Below are 16871 nucleotides of genomic sequence, written 5' to 3' on the forward strand. Positions count from 1 at the left end.
AGCAATCCGACAGGGGATTCCTCGGCCCTGCAACCTCTGGTGTGAAAGCAGGCTGCGGCGTGGCCGGGCCTCGGAATGACAGCGCTGGTAGATCTGCCTGGATGCGCAGCGTCGGACTCTTGAACACGCTCTCAGACGCTGTAGCCTACCCGCGCCGCCCGCCACCGGGACGTCCGCCACCTCTGGCGCCACCGCCGCGCGCGCCGCCCGGGCGGCCACCGGACCGTCCACCGCCGCCGCGTCCGCCCGCGCTGGGCCTGCCGCCACCACCGCCGCGCGCACCGCCACCGCGGGGCGCATCGGAACCGCCGTCCGCGTCGGAGCGAGGTCCGCCGCGAGAACCGCCGGCGCGGCTGTCTCCGCCACGCGCGCCGCCACCCCTGCCGGCTCCCGGCCTGCCGCCACGCGCGCCGCCGCGCGGGCCACCTGCCCCGCCGGCACGCGGACGGCGCGGCGCGGTACCCCAATCATCCAGTTCGTCGCGATCGTCATCGGCCGGGCTGGGGCCGCGTGTCGCGCCGGGCCTCACGCCGCGTGCGCCACCATCGCGCTCCTCGCCGCCAAACCGGCCCCGTGGCGGCCCCGGACGATCATCGCGCTCGAAGCTGCCGCCACGCGTTCCGCCGGAACGGCTTCCCCGCTCGCCTCCAGCACCGCGCGCACCACCGCCCCGTACCCCAGCCCCGCCACGCGCCGGCGCCCGGTCTTCACGGTCGAATCCACCGCGTGCGCCGCCACCCCGGCCTCCACGCTCGCCCGTCCCACCGCGCGCCGGAGCGCGATCCTCACGGTCGAATCCACCGCGTGCACCGCCGCGGCCTCCGCGCTCGCCGGTTCCACCGCGCGCCGGAGCCCGATCCTCGCGGTCGAATCCACCGCGTGCGCCGCCACCCCGGCCTCCGCGCTCGCCCGTCCCACCGCGCGCTGGAGCGCGATCCTCACGGTCGAATCCGCCACGCGCGCCACCGCCGCGGCCTCCCCGCTCGCCCGTCCCGCCACGCGCCGGAGCACGATCCTCACGGTCGAATCCGCCACGCGCACCCCCGTCGCGGCCTCCGCGCTCGCCCGTCCCACCACGCGCCGGAGCCCGATCCTCACGGTCAAATCCGCCACGCGCGCCACCGCCGCGGCCTCCACGCTCGCCCGTCCCGCCGCGCGATCCACCTGCCCGATCCTCACGGTCGAATCCCCCGCGCGCACCGCCGGCACGACCACCGCGCTCGCCGGTCCCGCCCCGCGATGGAGCACGATCCTCACGATCGAAGCCGTCGCGTGCACCCCCGGCGCGGTCTCCACGCTCGCCAGCACCGCCGCGCGATCCGCCTGCGCGATCCCCGCGGTCAAAGCCGCCACGCGCACCACCGCCGCGGCCGCCGCGCTCCGCACCGCTTCGCGTGCCTCCCGCCCGGCCGCCACGCTCCGCGCGGTCACCGCGAGCAGAGCCGGCGCGCGCGGCGGGGCGGTCTTCGTACTCACGATCCGGACGGGCGCGAGAGGTGCGCTCCGCCGTCCGGGGCGGCGGGGCATCGTCATCCCACTCGTTCAGGCTGCGCGCCTCCTTGCGCGGGCCGGGCGGACGCGGGTTGGGGTCCGCCGGACGGCCGCGCTGCTCCTGTCCGGGACGCCGCTTCTTGCCGATCTCCGGCGCGTCGAAGCGCGCTCCGCTGCGCAGCTTCGTTCCCCCGCGCGCGCCGCCCGCCCGCTTGGGCGTCGCGTCGCCGCCAACGCGCGACCCGGCACGCTCGCCCGTGCGGGCGGACGTACGCGGCTCGTCGCCGGAGGACCTGGCGCGCGCGCGAGACTCGTCGCCGAGAGCCTTGGTCCGAGCGCGCGGCTCGTCTGCGGCAGACTGGGCGCGCGTGCGGGGCGCTTCGCCGGCGGACTTGAACCGGGGGCGGCGCTCGCCGACGGCGGCGGTTTCGCGAAGGCGCGGCGCCTCGGTCTTGGCGCGCCCCGCCGCGGCTTTGGACCGGGGCTTGTTGGACGCGTTCTCGTAGGCGCCGTGCGTGTCCGCCGCCCGGGTGCGGCTGGGCGGCGTGCGCACGTGCGACAGCTCGTCGGGCTGGACCACCCGGTACTTGCCCTTGGGCAGCTCGCCCAGCTCGATGGGCCCAAAGCGGCGGCGCACCAGGCGCGTGACCTCGTGCCCCAGCGCGGCCAGCATCCGCCGCACCTCGCGCTTCTTCCCCTCGCGCAGCACCAGCTTCAGCCGCGACAGCCCGTTCCCCGCCGGCCCCAGCAGCTTGGCGGATTCCGCCTGCGCCATTCCGTCCTCCAGCTCCACCCCCTCCACCAGCTTGCGCAGCGCCGCGTCCGTGGGCTTGCCCTTGGCCACCACGTCGTACTCCTTCGTGATCCCGAACGACGGGTGAAGGAAGCGGTTGGCCAGCTCGCCGTCGTTGGTCAGCAGCAGCAGCCCCTCGCTGTCGCGGTCCAGGCGGCCCACGTGAAAGAGCCCGTGGTACTTCTCCGGGAGCAGGTCGTAGACGGTGCGGCGGTCGAACGGGTCCGACCGCGTGGTGACGTACCCCGTGGGCTTGTGCAGCGCCAGCCACGTGGTGGGCGCCACCTTCACCTCCTCGCCGTCCACCGCCACCCGGTCCACGCCGGGAACGACGGTCATCCCCATCGCCGTGACGGTCTTGCCGTTCACGGCGATGCGGCCGTGCGTGATCATCTCTTCCGCCCCGCGGCGCGACGAAATCCCGGACCGCGCCAGGAACGCCTGGAGCCGCACCGGCTCACCCCGCTTCAGAAACCCCGGCTGCCGTGCCATCTGCCTCTTCCTTGCGTTGCTCCCGCCGCGCCAGCACCACCGGCAGCTCTTCGCTGCGCGGCAGGTCGTCCAGGCTGCGAAAGCCAAAGTGCTGCAAAAAGAACTGCGTCGTTCCGTACAGCAGGGGCCGTCCCAGCCCCTCGCCGCGCCCCACCACCTCGATCAGCCCGCGCTCCTGCAGCGTCTTGAGCACCCCGCCGCTTCCCACCCCGCGAATCTCCTCCACCTCCGCCCGCCCCACCGGCTGGCGGTACGCCAGAATGGCCAGCGTCTCCAGCGCCGGGCCGCTCAGCCGCTGCGCGCCGGGAACGGAGTCGAAGCGCTCCAGCACCGGCGCGAACTCCGGCCGCGTCAGCAGCTGGTAGCCGCCCCCCACCTCGTAGACGGTGAACGCGCGGGCGTCGCGGTCGTACTCCGCCCGCAGTTCGGCGATGGCCGCCTCCACCCGCTCCTCGTCCAGGTCCTCGTCCGCGCGCGCCAGGTCCGCGGGCGCCAGCGGGCTTTCGCTGGCGAACAGCAGCGCCTCGATCACGCGGCTGGCCCGGATCACGCCGCCTCCCGCTCCTCCCGCGCCCGGTAGATCCAGAGCGCCGCGAACGGGCTGGCCTGCCGCACCCGCACCATGCTGCGCTTGGCCAGCTCCAGGCAGGCCAGCAGCGACGCGATGGCGTGCAGCCGGGTTCCCCACGGCGCCACCAGTTCCGCGAACTCCACCCGCCGCGCCCGCTGCAGCGCCGCCAGGATCTCGAGGATCTTGTCGTCCATCTTTACCTCGCGGCCGCGCACGTGGTGCACCGTCTCGGGCGCGTTCAGCCGCTCGACCAGGCCGCCGAGCGCCGCCTGCACCTCGGCCCACGACGTTTCCAGCGGCAGGTCGGCCAGCCGCGGCGCCGGCCGGGCCTCCACGAACCCGCGGGCAAACAGGCGCGCCCGCTCGCGCTCCGAGCGCTCCAGCAGCCGCGCCGCCTCCAGAAAGTGCTCGTGCTCCAGCAGGCGCCGCACCAGGTCGGCGCGCGGGTCCTCGGCGTCCTCGTCGTCGCCGCGGCGGGGAAACAGCATCTGGGCCTTGATGCGCACCAGCGTGGCCGCCATCTCCAGGAACTCCCCCGCCCGCTCCAGCTCCAGCCGCTGCAGGTCGCGGATGGCCCCCAGGAACTGCTGCGTGATCTTCGAGATGGGGATGTCGAAGATGTCGATGTCCTGGTTGCGGATCAGGTGCAGCAGCAGGTCCAGCGGCCCGTGAAAGCGGTCCAGGTCGATGTCGAACGGGCCGGCCTGGAGCGCGGCGTCCATCAGAGCTGAAAGCCGGAGGGGAGGAGCAGCAGGTTGCTGAGGCCGCTGATGACCGGCCACAGGAACCGCAGCACGCCCGTGAGCACCAGCCCCCACAGGATGAACATCCCGTACGGATACAGGTTCCGGTACTGCTGCCCCAGGTTGGCCGGCAGCAGGTGATACATCACATGCGACCCGTCCAGCGGCGGGATGGGAAGCAGGTTGAAGACGATGAGGCCGATGTTGCCGATCACCCCGTACAGGCACATCTGGAAGAAGATCTGCACGAACTCCGGCATCTCCCGGGTCTGCGCCATCTGCCCGATGACGGCGCACAGGATGGCGAACACCACCGCCAGGAGGGCGTTCATGCACACCCCGGCGATGGAGACCAGGATGTCGCCGCGCACGTAGTTCCTGTACTTGCGCGGGTTCACGGGCACCGGCTTGGCCCACCCCAGCAGCGGCATCCCCGAGCCGATGGCCAGCGCGGGAAAGATGATGGTGCCGATCCAGTCCAGGTGGGCCATGGGGTTCATGCTCACCCGGCCCAGCATGTACGCGGTGTCGTCGCCCTGCTTGAGCGCCACCCACGCGTGGCCGAACTCGTGCGCGGTCAGGGACAGCAGCAGGACGGGAAGGGCCAGCAGTACGGCTTCGAGATTGAAAGTTCCCATAGGACCGGCAACCTGAACGGCGCCTGGGGGCTTGTCAATACGAGGGCGGATCGGGGTTGACAGGTGCGGCGGGGGCGGGTACATTTCGGCTTCCTGTTTTTTGGACCAGAACCGAAACGCGGTGCCTGCGGGTGCCGGTTCAGTTGGAGAATCAGCCTTGCCGAACGTAAAGTCCGCCGAAAAGAGGATGCGGACCAGCGCCGCCCGCGCCGAGCGCAACCGCATGTTCCGCTCGAAGCTGCGCACCGCGCTCAAGAAGGTGCGTGCCGCCGACAACGCCGAGGCCGCGGCCCCCGCGTTCCGCGAGGCTTCGTCGCTGCTGGACCGTGCCGCCCGCAAGCGGATCCTGCATCCCAACAAGGCTGCCCGCGCCAAGAGCCGCCTGAGCGCCCGGATCGCCGCCCTCGGCTGATCCCGCGACAGTCTGCTCCACCGATGCCCCGCCGACCCCGAGTCGGCGGGGTTTTCGTGTTTTCATCGCAGATCACGCATCGCCACTCCTTTATCGTCCCGGTGGCCCGGTCGCGGTTTGCCGCGGAAGCCAGATTTCTACCGCCCGGGCAGATCCGACTCCCTCCACATGCCGCGCCGTGGCAGCCCGCACATCATTCAGCACGCGCGTAGCCCACGGCAGCACGGCGCCACGCGCGTCGGAGGCAGGGACGGCGCGGAGCATGGCGGGATTGATGGGGATGTCACCTTGATGACGTCTCGTCACCAGCAGTGTGCGTACGGCATCTGAGAGTATCGTCTCATCCGCGTCCGAGCGCAGGAGGATCACGTCGGAGTGTGATCGGCCCGGCTTGCGGAGAATCACGTAGTGGACGCTGGTATCCGGCAACGCTTCAGCGATCGCGACCGTCACCGGAACGCGCGGACCCGCCGCGCGTCCTGCCCCTGCGGGTCCTGCCTGCGCTGCCGCACATACTGGCAGCGCCAGCGCGGCCATGACGGTCGCGCGTATCGCCCAGCAGAAAAGAGGTTTCATTTTCGTTCTCCCCGATTCAGGCCTCGTTCTGCTCGCAGACTATTCCCCACCCTTCCCACCAGACCTGCCAGGTCCTACCACCGTCGTACGAAATCTCAATCACCATGTGCTCGTTCCAGCAGTTCAAACCGCCTCCGCCGGTCTCTCCCCCTCCCGCACCGCCACCCCCGCAGTCGGAGACCACGATCTGATCGGGATCATAGGGGTCGTATTCCGGGACCCCAATACTCGTAATGTATTCGCCACCCCAGGGATCGCCCGGCTCACTGCCGCATGCAGTGGAAATCGGTTCGACTACGCCGAACTCGAAGGCGACCGTTGCATACGGCTGCGTAATGAGTCCCCATGCGTATTCCCGCACAAAGCAGTCGACCCAGATCCGGGCGTCCGTCCAGCGGTAACGGCCAGTCACGTCGATGAGCTGGGCTCCCTTCACCGAGCGCATGATCATCGACCGGTTCCCATTCATCCATCGAGTGGCCTGAAACGGGTTCGCATCGAAGAAGTACCCGTCGACGGAATAGTATGGAAAGGCCTGCGGATCGTGGAACTCCATGATCGTCGTCCAGCATGGTACGGGGCGCATAATGTAGTCGCCCGACCGATACTGCGTCTGGCCGGAGAGGGCATCTGGTTGAGCACCCGCGAACAGCAGCATCGCCAGAATCTGGAAAGTTTGGCCCGAAATAGACCGCTTCACAGTGCTCCTCCGGTATTTGAAGGACTATCTCAACAGAATTTCGAGGGCGAAGGAAGAATCCCGATCACGGCCAGTTGCCGGCGTCACGCCTGGGACGGATGATCGACGCCACCGCCGCGCGAATTTCTGGATCGGGTATCGTCGTCGTCATGGGGCCGAACGCCGTCGGCCTGTCTGATGCGAGTTCGTTCAGATCCTTGAGAATCGTGACTCGGTGCTCCGGGCGAACCCTGGCCAGGAACGTTTCGAGGGCGGCAGGATCAATCAGCGGCGATAGGGTTGCACGCTCCGCATCCGATAGATGAAATGCCGGATCAGGTACAGCGAGGAGCAACCGGGCTGGATCGGGAGAGCTCATTGCGAGCACCGAGGCTGAGTGTTGTTCACACGCACTGAGTACCGCCCCAGTGCCCAACAACATGAGCAAGCGACGCATGCGACCTCTTGGGCAGATGGTTGCGACCATGAACCGACATCTTTTATTAACGTGATTCCCTGGACTGTCAAGCATCCTGATCAGGCATGAAAGGCGCCTGCGACGGCACGTGCGACGGGGGCCAGAACTTGCCGGGACAGCTGCCCAAGCCGTGGCGGCTCGTACGACTGCGTCTGTGGAGCAACAAGCAACGAAAGCCCGCCGGATCACCGGCGGGCTCTCGCGTTTCCCGATACCTTTACTACGCGTCTACAGCTCGGAGCCGCAGATCTCGCAGTACCAGGAGTGCGGCTCGTTGATGGCGCCGCACTCCTTGCACAGCAGCGGCTCCGCGCGCTGGCCCGCGCCGGCGGCCGGCTTCGCGGGTGCGGCGGGCTCGGCCGGCGGCGGGGTCCGGGCGGCGCCGCGCCCGCCCGTGCCCGGACCGCTGCCGATGGCGCGGTCCAGCTCCTCCAGGAACGCCAAGTCGTCCGCGCCCAGGTCGCCGGACGGCGGCGGCGGCGCGGGGGGACGCGTGGACTCCTCGATCTCGCGCAGAAAGTCCAGCCCCTCGTCCACGCCGGCCGCGGGCGGCGTCCATCCACCGACGCCCCCGCCGCCGGACGCGGCCGCCTGGTCGATCCCCTCCAGCCAGGGAAGGTCCTCCTCCGCGTCGCCCTGCCTGGCGTCGGCGCTGAACTCGCTGCCGAACGGGTCCCACTCGTCCACCGAGGCCGCTTCCGCCGCCTCGCGCACGTCCACCGGCGGCGCCTCGGGCGCGGGCTCCGCGGCCGGGGGCGCCTGGAACGCCGCCTCCGCGGGCGCGTCCGCCCGCGTGGGGAAGTCGTCCGGCAGGTCCGGCTCGAAGTCGTCCGTCGCGTCGCGGTCGAACGGGCCGCCGAACAGCCCCTCGTCCGCCGCGGGCGCGGGCTGCGGCGCCACCGCGGGCGCTTCGTCCGCCACCGGGGCCGGCGCGGGCGGCGCGGACGCCGAAGCGGCGGCGGTTTCCGCGCGGGAGATGTCGGCGGCCAGCACCTCCAGCCGCTCCACCTCTTCGCGCGCGCTGGCGACCGCGTCTTCCGCGTCGCGCACGCGGGCCTCCAGGGGCGTGCGCGCCTCGTTCCACGCCGCCTCGTCCAGCTCGCCGATCAGGTGGCGCAGGCTCACCTCGTCCAGCTCGTCGGCCACGGACAGGCGCTGCTCCTCGGCCTGGGCCAGCGCGCCGCGAAAGCGCTGCAGGTCCGCCTCGATCTCGCCGCGGTGCGACGACAGGTCCTCGTTCACGCGGCGCAGGCGGCTCGCGTAGTCGGCGCGAATGCGCTCGGCCGCGCGGCTGCTGGCCCGCGGGCCCACCTCGTCCAGCCGCGCGATCCAGCCGGTAAGCTGCGCGCGCAGGCGGATGAGGTCGTGGACGGTGGCGCCGGGGTTCTGTTCGCTCATGGGGGCTCGGTCGGGCGGCGTCAGCCGCGGAACATGTCGATCAGCACTTCAACCACCTCCTGCGGCGGCACGGCTTCCACCGGCGCACCGGCGGGCAGCTCCTGCGGCGGACGGTACAGCGCCCGCTCCAGGTGCCGGTCGAAGCCGGTCCATCCCCCCGGCTCCAGCCCGCCCACCATCCGCATGCCGGGGTTCATCTTGGCGTCCAGCTCGTCCGCCGTGTGCAGGATCACGGCCTCCAGCGTCATGGGCACCTTGGGGCTGGCCCACTCCAGCCGCCCCTGGTGGCTGGCGATCAGGTGCTGCAGGTGCAGCAGCCGGTCGGGCCGCACCCCGATCTGCTCGGCCTCGCGCGTCACCATCTGCAGGCCGATCAGGATGTGCCCCAGCAGCTGCCCCTCGTCGGTGTAGACGAACGAGCGGCGCGCCGCCAGCTCGCGCACCTTGCCGATGTCGTGCAGCAGCGCCGCCGCCACCAGCAGGTCGCGGTCCAGCTCGGCGCCCTGCTCGCGGTAGTGCGCGCACAGCCGGTCCGCCGCCTTGGCGACGGAAAGGGAGTGCTCCAGCAGCCCGCCCAGGTACGCGTGGTGGTTCTTCTTGGCCGCCGGGTGAATGCGGAACTGCCGCCCCAGCTGCGTCCCCTTCCCCACGCAGCGGACGAGAAGCGTCCGCAGCGGCACGTCGGCGACGGTGGCGACCAGCGCGTCCAGCTCGCGGCACATCTGCTGGCGGTCGCGCGGCGAGGACGGGAGGAACACCTCCAGGTCGTCGTCGCCCACCTCCACCGGCTGCAGGATGGTGATGGTGAGCTGCAGCTTGTCCTGGTACGACCCGATCCGCCCGCGCACGCCCACCACCTCGTCCGGGCCGATGAGCGCGTCCAGCCGCTCCGCGTCGTCCCACACCTTGGCCTCGATGGTCCCGGTGCGGTCGCCCAGCGTAAGCGTCAGGAACGGCTTCCCCGCCTTGGTGTCGCGCTTCTGCTTGTCGTGCACCAGGTAGCAGGCCACCACCTCGCGCGCGTCGTCGCGCAGGTCGGCCACCAGCGGCCACGTCGCCGCGCCGCAGAACGCGCGCGGGTCGGCGCGCGGCACCATCGTCTTCAGCGGAACCAGTTCCCTCACACTGCTCCTTCCATGCATGCCCGTCATCCTTCCATCCCCGCCACGCGTTCGTGCACGCCACGCGTTCATGTCTGATGCACGCCCCTCCCGGCCGCGCCGATCCCGCCGGGCGCGTCTACCCCTGCCACACCGTCCGCCCGCCCACGATGGTCCGCACCGCGCGGCAGCGCAGCGCGCGTCCGCCAAAGGGCGTGTTGCGGCTCAGCGACAGGAACGCCGCCGGGTCCACCGACCACTCGATGCGGGGGTCGATGAGGGTCACGTCCGCGTAGTACCCCGGCGCCAGCGACCCGATCATCCGCTGCAGCCCCATGGAGCGCGCCGGCGCGCAGCTCATCCGGTCGATCAGGGCCGAAAGGTCCAGCAGCCCCGTCCCCACCAGCTCCGTGTAGCTCAGGCCCAGCGACGTCTCCAGCCCCACGATGCCGTTGGGCGCGTCCTCGAAGGCCTGCTCCTTTTCGTCGTAGTGGTGCGGCGCGTGGTCGGTGGCGATCACGTCCAGCGTGCCGTCGCTCACCCCCTGCCGCACCGCCTGCCGGTCGGCCTCGGAGCGCAGCGGCGGGTTCATCTTGGCGTCGGTGCGATAGGCCTCGACCGCCGCGTCCGTCAGGGTAAAGTGGTGCGGCGTGGCCTCGGCCGTCACCCGTACGCCGCGCGACTTTGCCTCGCGGATCAGCTGCACCCCGCGGCGCGTGGACACGTGCTGCACGTGCAGGCGCCCGCCGGTGAGCTCCGCCAGCATCAGGTCGCGGGCGATCATCACGTCCTCGGCCTCGTTGGGAATCCCGGTAAGGCCCAGGCGCGTGGCGATGATCCCCTCGTTCATCGACCCGCCGCGCGCCAGCGTCAGCTCTTCCTCGTGCACGGCCACGGGGAGGTCGAAGGCCAGCGCGTACTCCAGCGCCATCCGCAGCATTCCCGCGCTGCTCACCGGCCGCCCGTCGTCCGTCACCGCCACCGCGCCCGCCGCCATCAGCTCGCCGAACTCCGTCAGCTGCTCGCCGGCCTGCCCCACGGTAATGCAGCCGGTGGGGTACACGCGCGCACCGCCCGCCCGCAGCCCCTCGGCCAGCACGAAGCCGACGGACGCGGGGTTGTCGATGGGCGGATCGGTGTTCGGCATCGCCACCACGGTGGTGAAGCCGCCGGCCGCCGCCGCCCGCGCGCCGCTGCGGATGGTCTCCTTGTGCTCCTGCCCCGGCTCGCGCAGGTGCACGTGCACGTCGATCAGCCCCGGCGCCACCACGAGGCCGGACGCGTCCACCGTCTCCGCCCCCTCCGGCGCGTCCAGGTTCTCGCCGACGCCCGCGACCAGCCCGTCGGCGAGGAGGACGTCGAGCACGGCGTCCAGCTTCTGCGACGGGTCCACCACGCGGCCGCCGCGGATGACGAGGGGCCTCATGCCGAGCCTCCCTTGGCCGCTTCGGCCTGTCCCGGCTCGCCGCCGGCCAGCAGGTAGAGCACGGCCATGCGCACCGCCACGCCGTTGGTCACCTGCTCCAGGATCACGGACTGCGGCCCGTCGGCCACGTTGCTGTCGATCTCCACGCCGCGGTTCATGGGGCCGGGATGCAGGATCAGCAGGTCGCGCGGCGCCGCCTCGACGCGGGCGCGCGTCACGCCGAAGACACGGTTGTACTCGCGGAGCGAAGGGATGAAGCCGCCCTTCATCCGCTCCAGCTGAAGGCGCAGGACGTTCAGCACGTCCGCCCACTCGATCGCCTCTTCGATGCGGCGGAACACGGTGACGCCCAGCTCTTCCACGTGCGGCGGCAGCAGCGTCCGGGGCCCGCAGACGCCCACCTCGGCGCCCATCGTCCGGAGGCCGTGGATGTTGGAGCGCGCCACCCGCGAATGGAGCACGTCGCCGCAGATGCACACCCTGAGGCCTTGCAGCGCCCCGCGGTACTGGCGGATGGTCATCAGGTCCAGCAGCCCCTGCGTGGGGTGCTCGTGCTTGCCGTCGCCCGCGTTGATGACGCTGCTGGCGATGCGCTCGGCCAGGAACTGCGCGCTTCCCGACGCATGGTGGCGAATGACCACCATGTCGATGCGCATGGCCTCCAGGTTGCGCGCCGTGTCGACCAGCGTTTCGCCCTTGGCCACGGACGACCCGGCGGTGGAGATGTTCACCGTGTCGGCGCTCAGCCGCTTTTCGGCGAACTCGAAGCTCACGCGGGTGCGGGTGCTGTTCTCGAAGAAGGCGTTGACGATCGTCTTGGTCCGCAGCACCGGCACCTTCTTTACCGGGCGCTCCGAGATCTCCTTGAACGTCTCCGCCGTGTCCAGGATGGAGGTGATCTGCTCGCGGGTCAGCCCCTCCAGCCCCAGCAGGTCCTTGCCCAGCGGCGGTGCGGTGGGATGCGCCATCAGTCCGCGGCCCCCCGCGGCCAGACGAAGTCCACGCCCAGCACGTCGTCCAGCTCCGGCACCCGCACCTCGACCACCGCGCCCTCCGGCACCTCGACCCTCGCCCCCACCACGTCCGCCTGGATGGGCAGCTCGCGCCCGCCGCGGTCCACCAGGACGGCCAGGAGGATGCGCGCCGGGCGGCCGAAGTCCGCCAGCTCGTCCAGCGCCGCGCGCACCGTGCGCCCCGTGTACAGCACGTCGTCCACGATCACCAGGTGCCGCCCGTCCACGCCGCCGGTGGGCAGCCGCGTCTGGCCGACGACGGGGCGCGGCCCCACCGACATCAGGTCGTCGCGGTACAGGGTGATGTCGAGCGAGCCGGTGAGCGGGGCCTCGCCGCCGGCGCCCGCGATCAGCTCGGCGATGCGGCGGGCCAGCTGCACGCCGCGCCGCTCGATCCCCACCAGCACCACGCCGCCGGAGCCGCCGGTAAGCTGCACGATCTCTTCCGACATGCGCGCGAGCACCCGCTCCACCTCGGGCGGGTCCATGAGGGAGCGTCGCTGGGGTTCGGCCATTCAGGTCGCCCGTTTCGTGTATGTCAGGGGATGGGTCGGAGGCTGCGCAAACTTACCGGCGGTGCCGGGGGGGTGTCAACGAATCGGCCCCGGCAGATGCGGACCACGCCCCGGATGCCGCACACACGGTGGCGGATGCGTGGCGCACCATGTCATTCCGAAGCACAACGATGAGATAATGACCCGACGCGGACGGTGGAGGCCATCCACCGATTCGCCGCCACACGCACTCCTTCACGCCATCCGCCCGCATGCCCTTCGCATCATCGCTCCGCATCCGCGTGCGTCCATTGCTGGCCGCCGCCGCGCTGGCGTGCCTCTCCGCATGCGGCAGCGGGAAGGGCGGTAAGGACGTCGGAGATGGAGGCGGCGTGTGGGAACCAGGCCAGGAGTGGCGCCTGGTTCCGCGAGCGACGATCGGGGCGGCGGACGGAGAGGGGCCGGAGACGTTCGCGCGGATCGTGGACGTAGAGCTCGACCCCATGGGTCGCGTGTGGGTGGCGGACGGGCAGCAGCACCAGATCCGCGTCTTCGATTCCGCAGGCACCCACGTGCGAAGCATCGGCCGCAAGGGCGGCGGGCCGGAGGAGTTCAGCGGGATCGCCGGCATGGACTGGGCGGCGGACGGGACGTTGTGGGTGCTGGACGGAGGCAACATGCGCTTCGCCGTCTACGATACCGCCGGACGGTTCATCACGACGCACCGGCGCGACGCCAACATCGTCCAGACGCCCTGGATCCTGGGCTTCGATTCGCGCGGTAACCTGTACGATCGGGCCTCGGTTACCAGTCACGAGGACACCGAGGTCCGGCTGGTGCGTTTTACGCCCGTGCTGCAGGCCCGGGACACGTTCCGGGTTCCGCCGTTCGAGGCGGCGGCCTTTGAAGTGGTGCGGGAGCAGGGCGGCAACCGGAGCATCGATCGGGTAAACGTGCCGTTCTCTCCCAACCAGGCGTGGCGAATCGATCCGGAGGGATTCGTGTGGGTAGCGATCACCAGCCAGTACCGGCTCACCCGCTACCGGTTCGATGGAACGGTTGACCGCATCGTGACGCGCCCGGTCCGGCCCCGCCGCGTGACCGCCGGGCAGCGGCGGAAGATCCTCGAGAACTACCGCGGCTTTCAGCAGAGCGGCGGACGGATCGACGAGTCCCGCATCCCCAGGACGCACCCCGTCATCATGCACTTCTTTGTCGCCGACGACGGGCACCTGTGGGTGGTGCCGTTTGATGGGAAGGGCCTCGTGATCGACGTGTTCGGCCCGGACAGCCGCTTCCTGGGACGGGTTTCGCTCCCCCGCGCGCTGCAGCCCTCGCCTGCCCCCGCCGTGAGGGCGGACCGGATGGCGAGCGTGGTGCGGGACGCGGACGGGGTGGAGTTCGTGCTTCTGCTGCGGATCGAGAAGCCGGGCCGCTGACGATTCTGTTGCCTCCGCCGCTCGCCGCGCGCATCATCTCTTCCAGGCACGGGAGATGGTGACTCCCCGGCCGCACCCACCCACCGGAGGGGATGATGTCCAGCACGATCCTCGGGATCCGCCGCGCGCTTTTCGCCTGCGTGTGCGGGATGATGGCGGCCGCCGGGCTGGCGTCGTGCGGCGGCGGGCACGTGCCGCTGCCGGACCTTTCGGCGTCGGCGGTGGGCGACACGGCGGGGCTGGTGGCGCGGGGCGAGTACATCGTGCGCAGCGTGGCGGTCTGCGGCCACTGCCACGCCGCCGACCCGCGCAACGCCGACGGCCCGCTGAGCGGCGGAATGGCGTTCCGCAACTGGCGGCTGGGCACCATCCGCGCGTCCAACCTGACGCCCGATCCGGAGACGGGGCTGGGGGCCTGGAGCGAGGCGGAGATCGTGCGCGCCCTGCGCTCGGGCGAGGACCGCGACGGGCACGTGCTCGCCCCCGTGATGCCGTATGCCTGGTTCCGGGGGATGTCGGACCGCGACGCGCTGGCCGTGGCGCGCTACCTGAAGAGCCTGCCGCCGGTGCGGAATCCCGTGCGCAGCCGGCCCAGCCTGGTCTACCGCGCCGCGCGCGTCTTTGTCCTGGGCCCGGCGCGGCCCACCGCCCCCGTGGCGCCGCGGCCCGCGGCGGACGCGGAGTACGGGCGCTACCTGGCCAACCACGTCTCGCTCTGCGGCGACTGCCACACGCCGCGCGGGGGGGTGCAGCAGCAGGCGGACCTGGACCGTCCCTTCGCCGGCGACGCGTCGTCGCCGTTTCCCGCGAACCCCGCCAACCTCACGCCGGACGCGGAGACGGGGATCGGCCGGTGGACGGAGGCGGACTTCCTGCGCGCCCTGCGCACCGGCGTGAACCCCGGCGGCGACCGCATCCACCCCTTCATGCCCTGGCGCGAGCTGGGCCGCATGCGCGACGACGACCTGCGCGCCATCTACCGCTACCTGCGCACCCTGCCCCCCATCCGCAACCCGATCCCCGAGAAGGCCGCCCCGCCGGGATCGTGAGCCGCGGCGTGCGTCGAGTGCCCGGTGGCTATCCTGATTCCGCCATCCAGCGCATGACCACCGGATCTGCGGGACCGCCGGTGGCGCATCCGTTGCGGTGAAGTGCAATCCACTTGCGCGTTTGCGCCTCACAACCTTACACTCGGACCAACCCGTCCGAGAGGAGAGCATGGCCACGGCTGCCCTGACCTGGTACACCCCGGAAGAGTACCTCGCGCTCGAGCGCAACGCCGAGTTCAAGAGCGAGTACATCGACGGCCGCATCGTCGCGATGACGGGCGCTCCGGATCCTCATGTCACCATCAGCCTCAACCTGCACGCGGAGCTCCGGGCGCGCTTTCGCGGCAAAGCCTGCCGGGCGTGGGCGATCGACATGCGCGTACAGATCGAAGGCGGGCGCAGGTATACGTATCCGGACGTGGTCGCCCTGTGCGGCGAGAAGCGGTTCATCGACGGCGTATTGGATACCCTTGTGAATCCCGCGCTGATCGTCGAGGTGCTTTCGCCGTCCACCGAGGCGTACGATCGTGGAGAGAAGTTCTTGCACTACCGGATGATCGAGACGCTGCAGGAGTACGTTCTGGTGGCGCAGGACAAGCCGCTGGTGGAGCGGTTCGTCCGGCACGGAGAGTTCTGGCACCTGGCGACCGTCACCGGTCTGGATGCCGCGCTGGAGCTGACTTCCGTCGGCTGCACCATCCCGCTCCGGGAAATCTACGAGAACGTGGAGTTCCCCGCCCCAGCGAAGGCCGCCGCTCCCGTAGCGGACGCGAATCCATCCTGACGTGAAACAGGCGAGGACCGGCAGCGATCCTCGCCTGTTCTTATCGCGTCGAGGTCCGGTTGATCTTCGTTACGCCGCCGGCACAGGCTCGGCCCGCACCGGGGCGGCGCCGAGGAGTGCCCGCCCGGCCTCCGCAAGCGCGACGTAGGCGTAGCCGAAGAACACCGCGAAGATCGCCAGCATGCCCAGGAACTCCGCGCTGTTCACCAGGGTGCCGTCCACCACCAGGAACAGGGTGAAGCAGACCAGCAGCACGGCGGCGTAGACCAGTGGCGAAAGCAGGACCCCGGCGCGCACGCGGTGCTCGGGCGCACGACGAATCCACACCAGGAAGCCCGCCGCGAACAGCAGGTACGGAACGCCGCCAAAGAGCAGCGACCAGAACAGGTACATCAGCACGACGACGAGCCCCGGGGCCTTCGGCTCCAGCAACAGGAGCGGCGACGCGAGCGCCGGGACGGCCAGCGGAAGGAGCAGCGCCCAGCGATAGTAGTTCTTGACCGGCATCAGGAATCCTCCGGTGGAGGGTATTGAACACGTTCAACTACAGGAGCATGATACGCTGCGCCGCGCCCGCGCGAAAGGGTTTTGTGCGCGGCGACGAGCGGGTGTATCAACCGGTCGATTTCGGACGTTCTCCGATGCCGCGTCGCGGCAACGATCCGGCGGGGCGCGGCGTCGAAATCCGCGGACCAGGACAATCCTTTCAACGATCGCCGCTCATGCGAAACACGTACGCCCTCTGCCTTCTCCTGCTGGGTGGCTGCGCCGCCGCGCACGAAACGCTGCCGCGGCCCGGCGTTCTGCGCGCGCGGACCGTCCCGCACGCCAGCGGCACCACCGAGCCGGTGGCGTTCAAGGTGAACGCCCGGCACCTGGGCCTGGGCGCCGGCAGTCCGTGTGAAACCAACGACCGCATGGCGGTGGTCACGGCCGAGCCGGGGCAGGTGACGCCCATGCCGCGCGTCACGTCTCCCGGAACGTCGGTGCCCATCCCCAACGCCTGCGCCGTCACTCCGTTGGCATCCGGACCCAAGGGCAGCGTCCCCGGCGTGCTCCGGAAGGGCCAGCCGGTGCAGGCTCCGCCCAAGGCGCCGCAGCCGTAGGAATCCGCCGGTCGTACGATCAGCGAACGCTCCACGCGAAAATCGCGGAGGCGCAGGGAGAAGGTTCTCTCTGCGCCTCCGCGTTTTTCGCGTGAGTCCGTCGCCGTCTCTACCAGATCCTGAAAAAGAACAATCGTACAGAGGAACAGAGTCAGACAGGGAAAGCGAGTTGAAATATCATCCTGATGC

The 16871-nt window shown here is 70.8% G+C and carries 17 protein-coding genes; 5 read left to right on the plus strand and 12 right to left on the minus strand.

The genetic code is table 11. From position 1 onward, the window contains the following. Nucleotides 1-145 precede the first annotated feature (145 nt). The 4 genes from VGC13_RS01980 to VGC13_RS01995 are packed head-to-tail and all read right to left on the minus strand — an operon-like array spanning nt 146 to nt 4728. Entirely contained in the window at nt 146-2776 is a 2631-nt protein-coding gene (locus VGC13_RS01980; RefSeq protein ID WP_331123513.1) for a pseudouridine synthase, read from the minus strand. Then, on the minus strand, nt 2742-3326 hold the full coding sequence (scpB, locus tag VGC13_RS01985) for an SMC-Scp complex subunit ScpB (protein ID WP_331123514.1): 585 nt from the start codon (nt 3324-3326) through the stop codon (nt 2742-2744). Before scpB ends, VGC13_RS01980 begins: the two co-directional genes overlap by 35 nt. Further along, a complete protein-coding gene (locus tag VGC13_RS01990) occupies nt 3323-4069 on the minus strand; it encodes a segregation and condensation protein A (protein WP_331123515.1) in 747 nt (248 codons plus the stop codon). The genes scpB and VGC13_RS01990 overlap by 4 nt, the downstream gene beginning before the upstream one ends. After that, complete coding sequence (locus VGC13_RS01995; RefSeq protein WP_331123516.1) at nt 4069-4728, minus strand: site-2 protease family protein; 660 nt, start codon at nt 4726-4728, stop codon at nt 4069-4071. The genes VGC13_RS01990 and VGC13_RS01995 overlap by 1 nt, the downstream gene beginning before the upstream one ends. A gap of 121 nt (nt 4729-4849) precedes the next feature. Here VGC13_RS01995 and rpsT point away from each other — a divergent pair, with 121 nt between their 5' ends. Further along, entirely contained in the window at nt 4850-5140 is a 291-nt protein-coding gene (rpsT, locus tag VGC13_RS02000; RefSeq protein WP_331123517.1) for a 30S ribosomal protein S20, read from the plus strand. 592 nt (nt 5141-5732) lie between these two features. On the opposite strand, the gene VGC13_RS02005 is transcribed toward rpsT, so the two are convergent. The 7 genes from VGC13_RS02005 to pyrR all read right to left on the minus strand — a co-directional run bounded on the left by VGC13_RS02005 (nt 5733) and on the right by pyrR (nt 12325). After that, a complete protein-coding gene (locus VGC13_RS02005; protein WP_331123518.1) occupies nt 5733-6416 on the minus strand; it encodes a hypothetical protein in 684 nt (227 codons plus the stop codon). 64 nt (nt 6417-6480) lie between these two features. Continuing rightward, nucleotides 6481-6774, minus strand: a complete 294-nt coding sequence (locus tag VGC13_RS02010) for a hypothetical protein (RefSeq protein ID WP_331123519.1) — start codon at nt 6772-6774, stop codon at nt 6481-6483. A gap of 327 nt (nt 6775-7101) precedes the next feature. After that, a complete protein-coding gene (locus VGC13_RS02015) occupies nt 7102-8271 on the minus strand; it encodes a hypothetical protein (protein WP_331123520.1) in 1170 nt (389 codons plus the stop codon). Between the two features lie 20 nt (nt 8272-8291). After that, nucleotides 8292-9395 carry a 3'-5' exoribonuclease YhaM family protein gene (locus VGC13_RS02020; RefSeq protein ID WP_331123521.1) on the minus strand — a complete coding sequence of 368 codons (1104 nt, stop codon included), beginning with the start codon at nt 9393-9395 and terminating at the stop codon, nt 8292-8294. Nucleotides 9396-9510: 115 nt separating this feature from the next. Beyond that, a complete protein-coding gene (locus tag VGC13_RS02025) occupies nt 9511-10797 on the minus strand; it encodes a dihydroorotase (protein WP_331123522.1) in 1287 nt (428 codons plus the stop codon). Continuing rightward, nucleotides 10794-11765, minus strand: a complete 972-nt coding sequence (locus tag VGC13_RS02030) for an aspartate carbamoyltransferase catalytic subunit (protein WP_331123523.1) — start codon at nt 11763-11765, stop codon at nt 10794-10796. The genes VGC13_RS02025 and VGC13_RS02030 overlap by 4 nt, the downstream gene beginning before the upstream one ends. Beyond that, on the minus strand, nt 11765-12325 hold the full coding sequence (pyrR, locus tag VGC13_RS02035; RefSeq protein WP_331123524.1) for a bifunctional pyr operon transcriptional regulator/uracil phosphoribosyltransferase PyrR: 561 nt from the start codon (nt 12323-12325) through the stop codon (nt 11765-11767). The genes VGC13_RS02030 and pyrR overlap by 1 nt, the downstream gene beginning before the upstream one ends. Nucleotides 12326-12576: 251 nt before the next feature. On the opposite strand from pyrR, the gene VGC13_RS02040 reads away from it, so the two are divergent. The 3 genes from VGC13_RS02040 (at nt 12577) to VGC13_RS02050 (ending at nt 15576) form a co-directional block, all read left to right on the plus strand. Then, nucleotides 12577-13743, plus strand: a complete 1167-nt coding sequence (locus tag VGC13_RS02040) for a 6-bladed beta-propeller (protein ID WP_331123525.1) — start codon at nt 12577-12579, stop codon at nt 13741-13743. Between the two features lie 95 nt (nt 13744-13838). Beyond that, a complete protein-coding gene (locus VGC13_RS02045) occupies nt 13839-14792 on the plus strand; it encodes a c-type cytochrome (RefSeq protein WP_331123526.1) in 954 nt (317 codons plus the stop codon). Between the two features lie 169 nt (nt 14793-14961). Then, on the plus strand, nt 14962-15576 hold the full coding sequence (locus VGC13_RS02050; RefSeq protein ID WP_331123527.1) for a Uma2 family endonuclease: 615 nt from the start codon (nt 14962-14964) through the stop codon (nt 15574-15576). Nucleotides 15577-15645: 69 nt separating this feature from the next. Here the strand turns inward: VGC13_RS02050 and VGC13_RS02055 are convergent, their stop codons facing one another. Beyond that, a complete protein-coding gene (locus tag VGC13_RS02055) occupies nt 15646-16083 on the minus strand; it encodes a hypothetical protein (RefSeq protein ID WP_331123528.1) in 438 nt (145 codons plus the stop codon). A gap of 215 nt (nt 16084-16298) precedes the next feature. Between VGC13_RS02055 and VGC13_RS02060 the strand changes: the two genes are divergently transcribed. Further along, nucleotides 16299-16682 (plus strand): hypothetical protein, encoded by a 384-nt coding sequence (locus VGC13_RS02060; protein ID WP_331123529.1) that lies wholly within the window; start codon nt 16299-16301, stop codon nt 16680-16682. Nucleotides 16683-16871 lie beyond the last annotated feature (189 nt).

Source organism: Longimicrobium sp. (genome assembly GCF_036399255.1).
Lineage (GTDB): Bacteria > Gemmatimonadota > Gemmatimonadetes > Longimicrobiales > Longimicrobiaceae > Longimicrobium.

Bases quoted from the DNA above. Each gene is read 5' to 3' on its own strand.
- VGC13_RS01980 (WP_331123513.1), bottom strand. From the start codon at position 2,776: ATGGCACGGCAGCCGGGGTTTCTGAAGCGGGGTGAGCCGGTGCGGCTC.
- VGC13_RS01990 (WP_331123515.1), bottom strand. From the start codon at position 4,069: ATGGACGCCGCGCTCCAGGCCGGCCCGTTCGACATCGACCTGGACCGC.
- VGC13_RS01995 (WP_331123516.1), bottom strand. From the start codon at position 4,728: ATGGGAACTTTCAATCTCGAAGCCGTACTGCTGGCCCTTCCCGTCCTG.
- VGC13_RS02010 (WP_331123519.1), bottom strand. From the start codon at position 6,774: ATGAGCTCTCCCGATCCAGCCCGGTTGCTCCTCGCTGTACCTGATCCG.
- VGC13_RS02015 (WP_331123520.1), bottom strand. From the start codon at position 8,271: ATGAGCGAACAGAACCCCGGCGCCACCGTCCACGACCTCATCCGCCTG.
- VGC13_RS02025 (WP_331123522.1), bottom strand. From the start codon at position 10,797: ATGAGGCCCCTCGTCATCCGCGGCGGCCGCGTGGTGGACCCGTCGCAG.
- VGC13_RS02030 (WP_331123523.1), bottom strand. From the start codon at position 11,765: ATGGCGCATCCCACCGCACCGCCGCTGGGCAAGGACCTGCTGGGGCTG.
- pyrR (WP_331123524.1), bottom strand. From the start codon at position 12,325: ATGGCCGAACCCCAGCGACGCTCCCTCATGGACCCGCCCGAGGTGGAG.
- VGC13_RS02040 (WP_331123525.1), top strand. From the start codon at position 12,577: ATGCCCTTCGCATCATCGCTCCGCATCCGCGTGCGTCCATTGCTGGCC.
- VGC13_RS02045 (WP_331123526.1), top strand. From the start codon at position 13,839: ATGTCCAGCACGATCCTCGGGATCCGCCGCGCGCTTTTCGCCTGCGTG.
- VGC13_RS02050 (WP_331123527.1), top strand. From the start codon at position 14,962: ATGGCCACGGCTGCCCTGACCTGGTACACCCCGGAAGAGTACCTCGCG.
- VGC13_RS02055 (WP_331123528.1), bottom strand. From the start codon at position 16,083: ATGCCGGTCAAGAACTACTATCGCTGGGCGCTGCTCCTTCCGCTGGCC.
- VGC13_RS02060 (WP_331123529.1), top strand. From the start codon at position 16,299: ATGCGAAACACGTACGCCCTCTGCCTTCTCCTGCTGGGTGGCTGCGCC.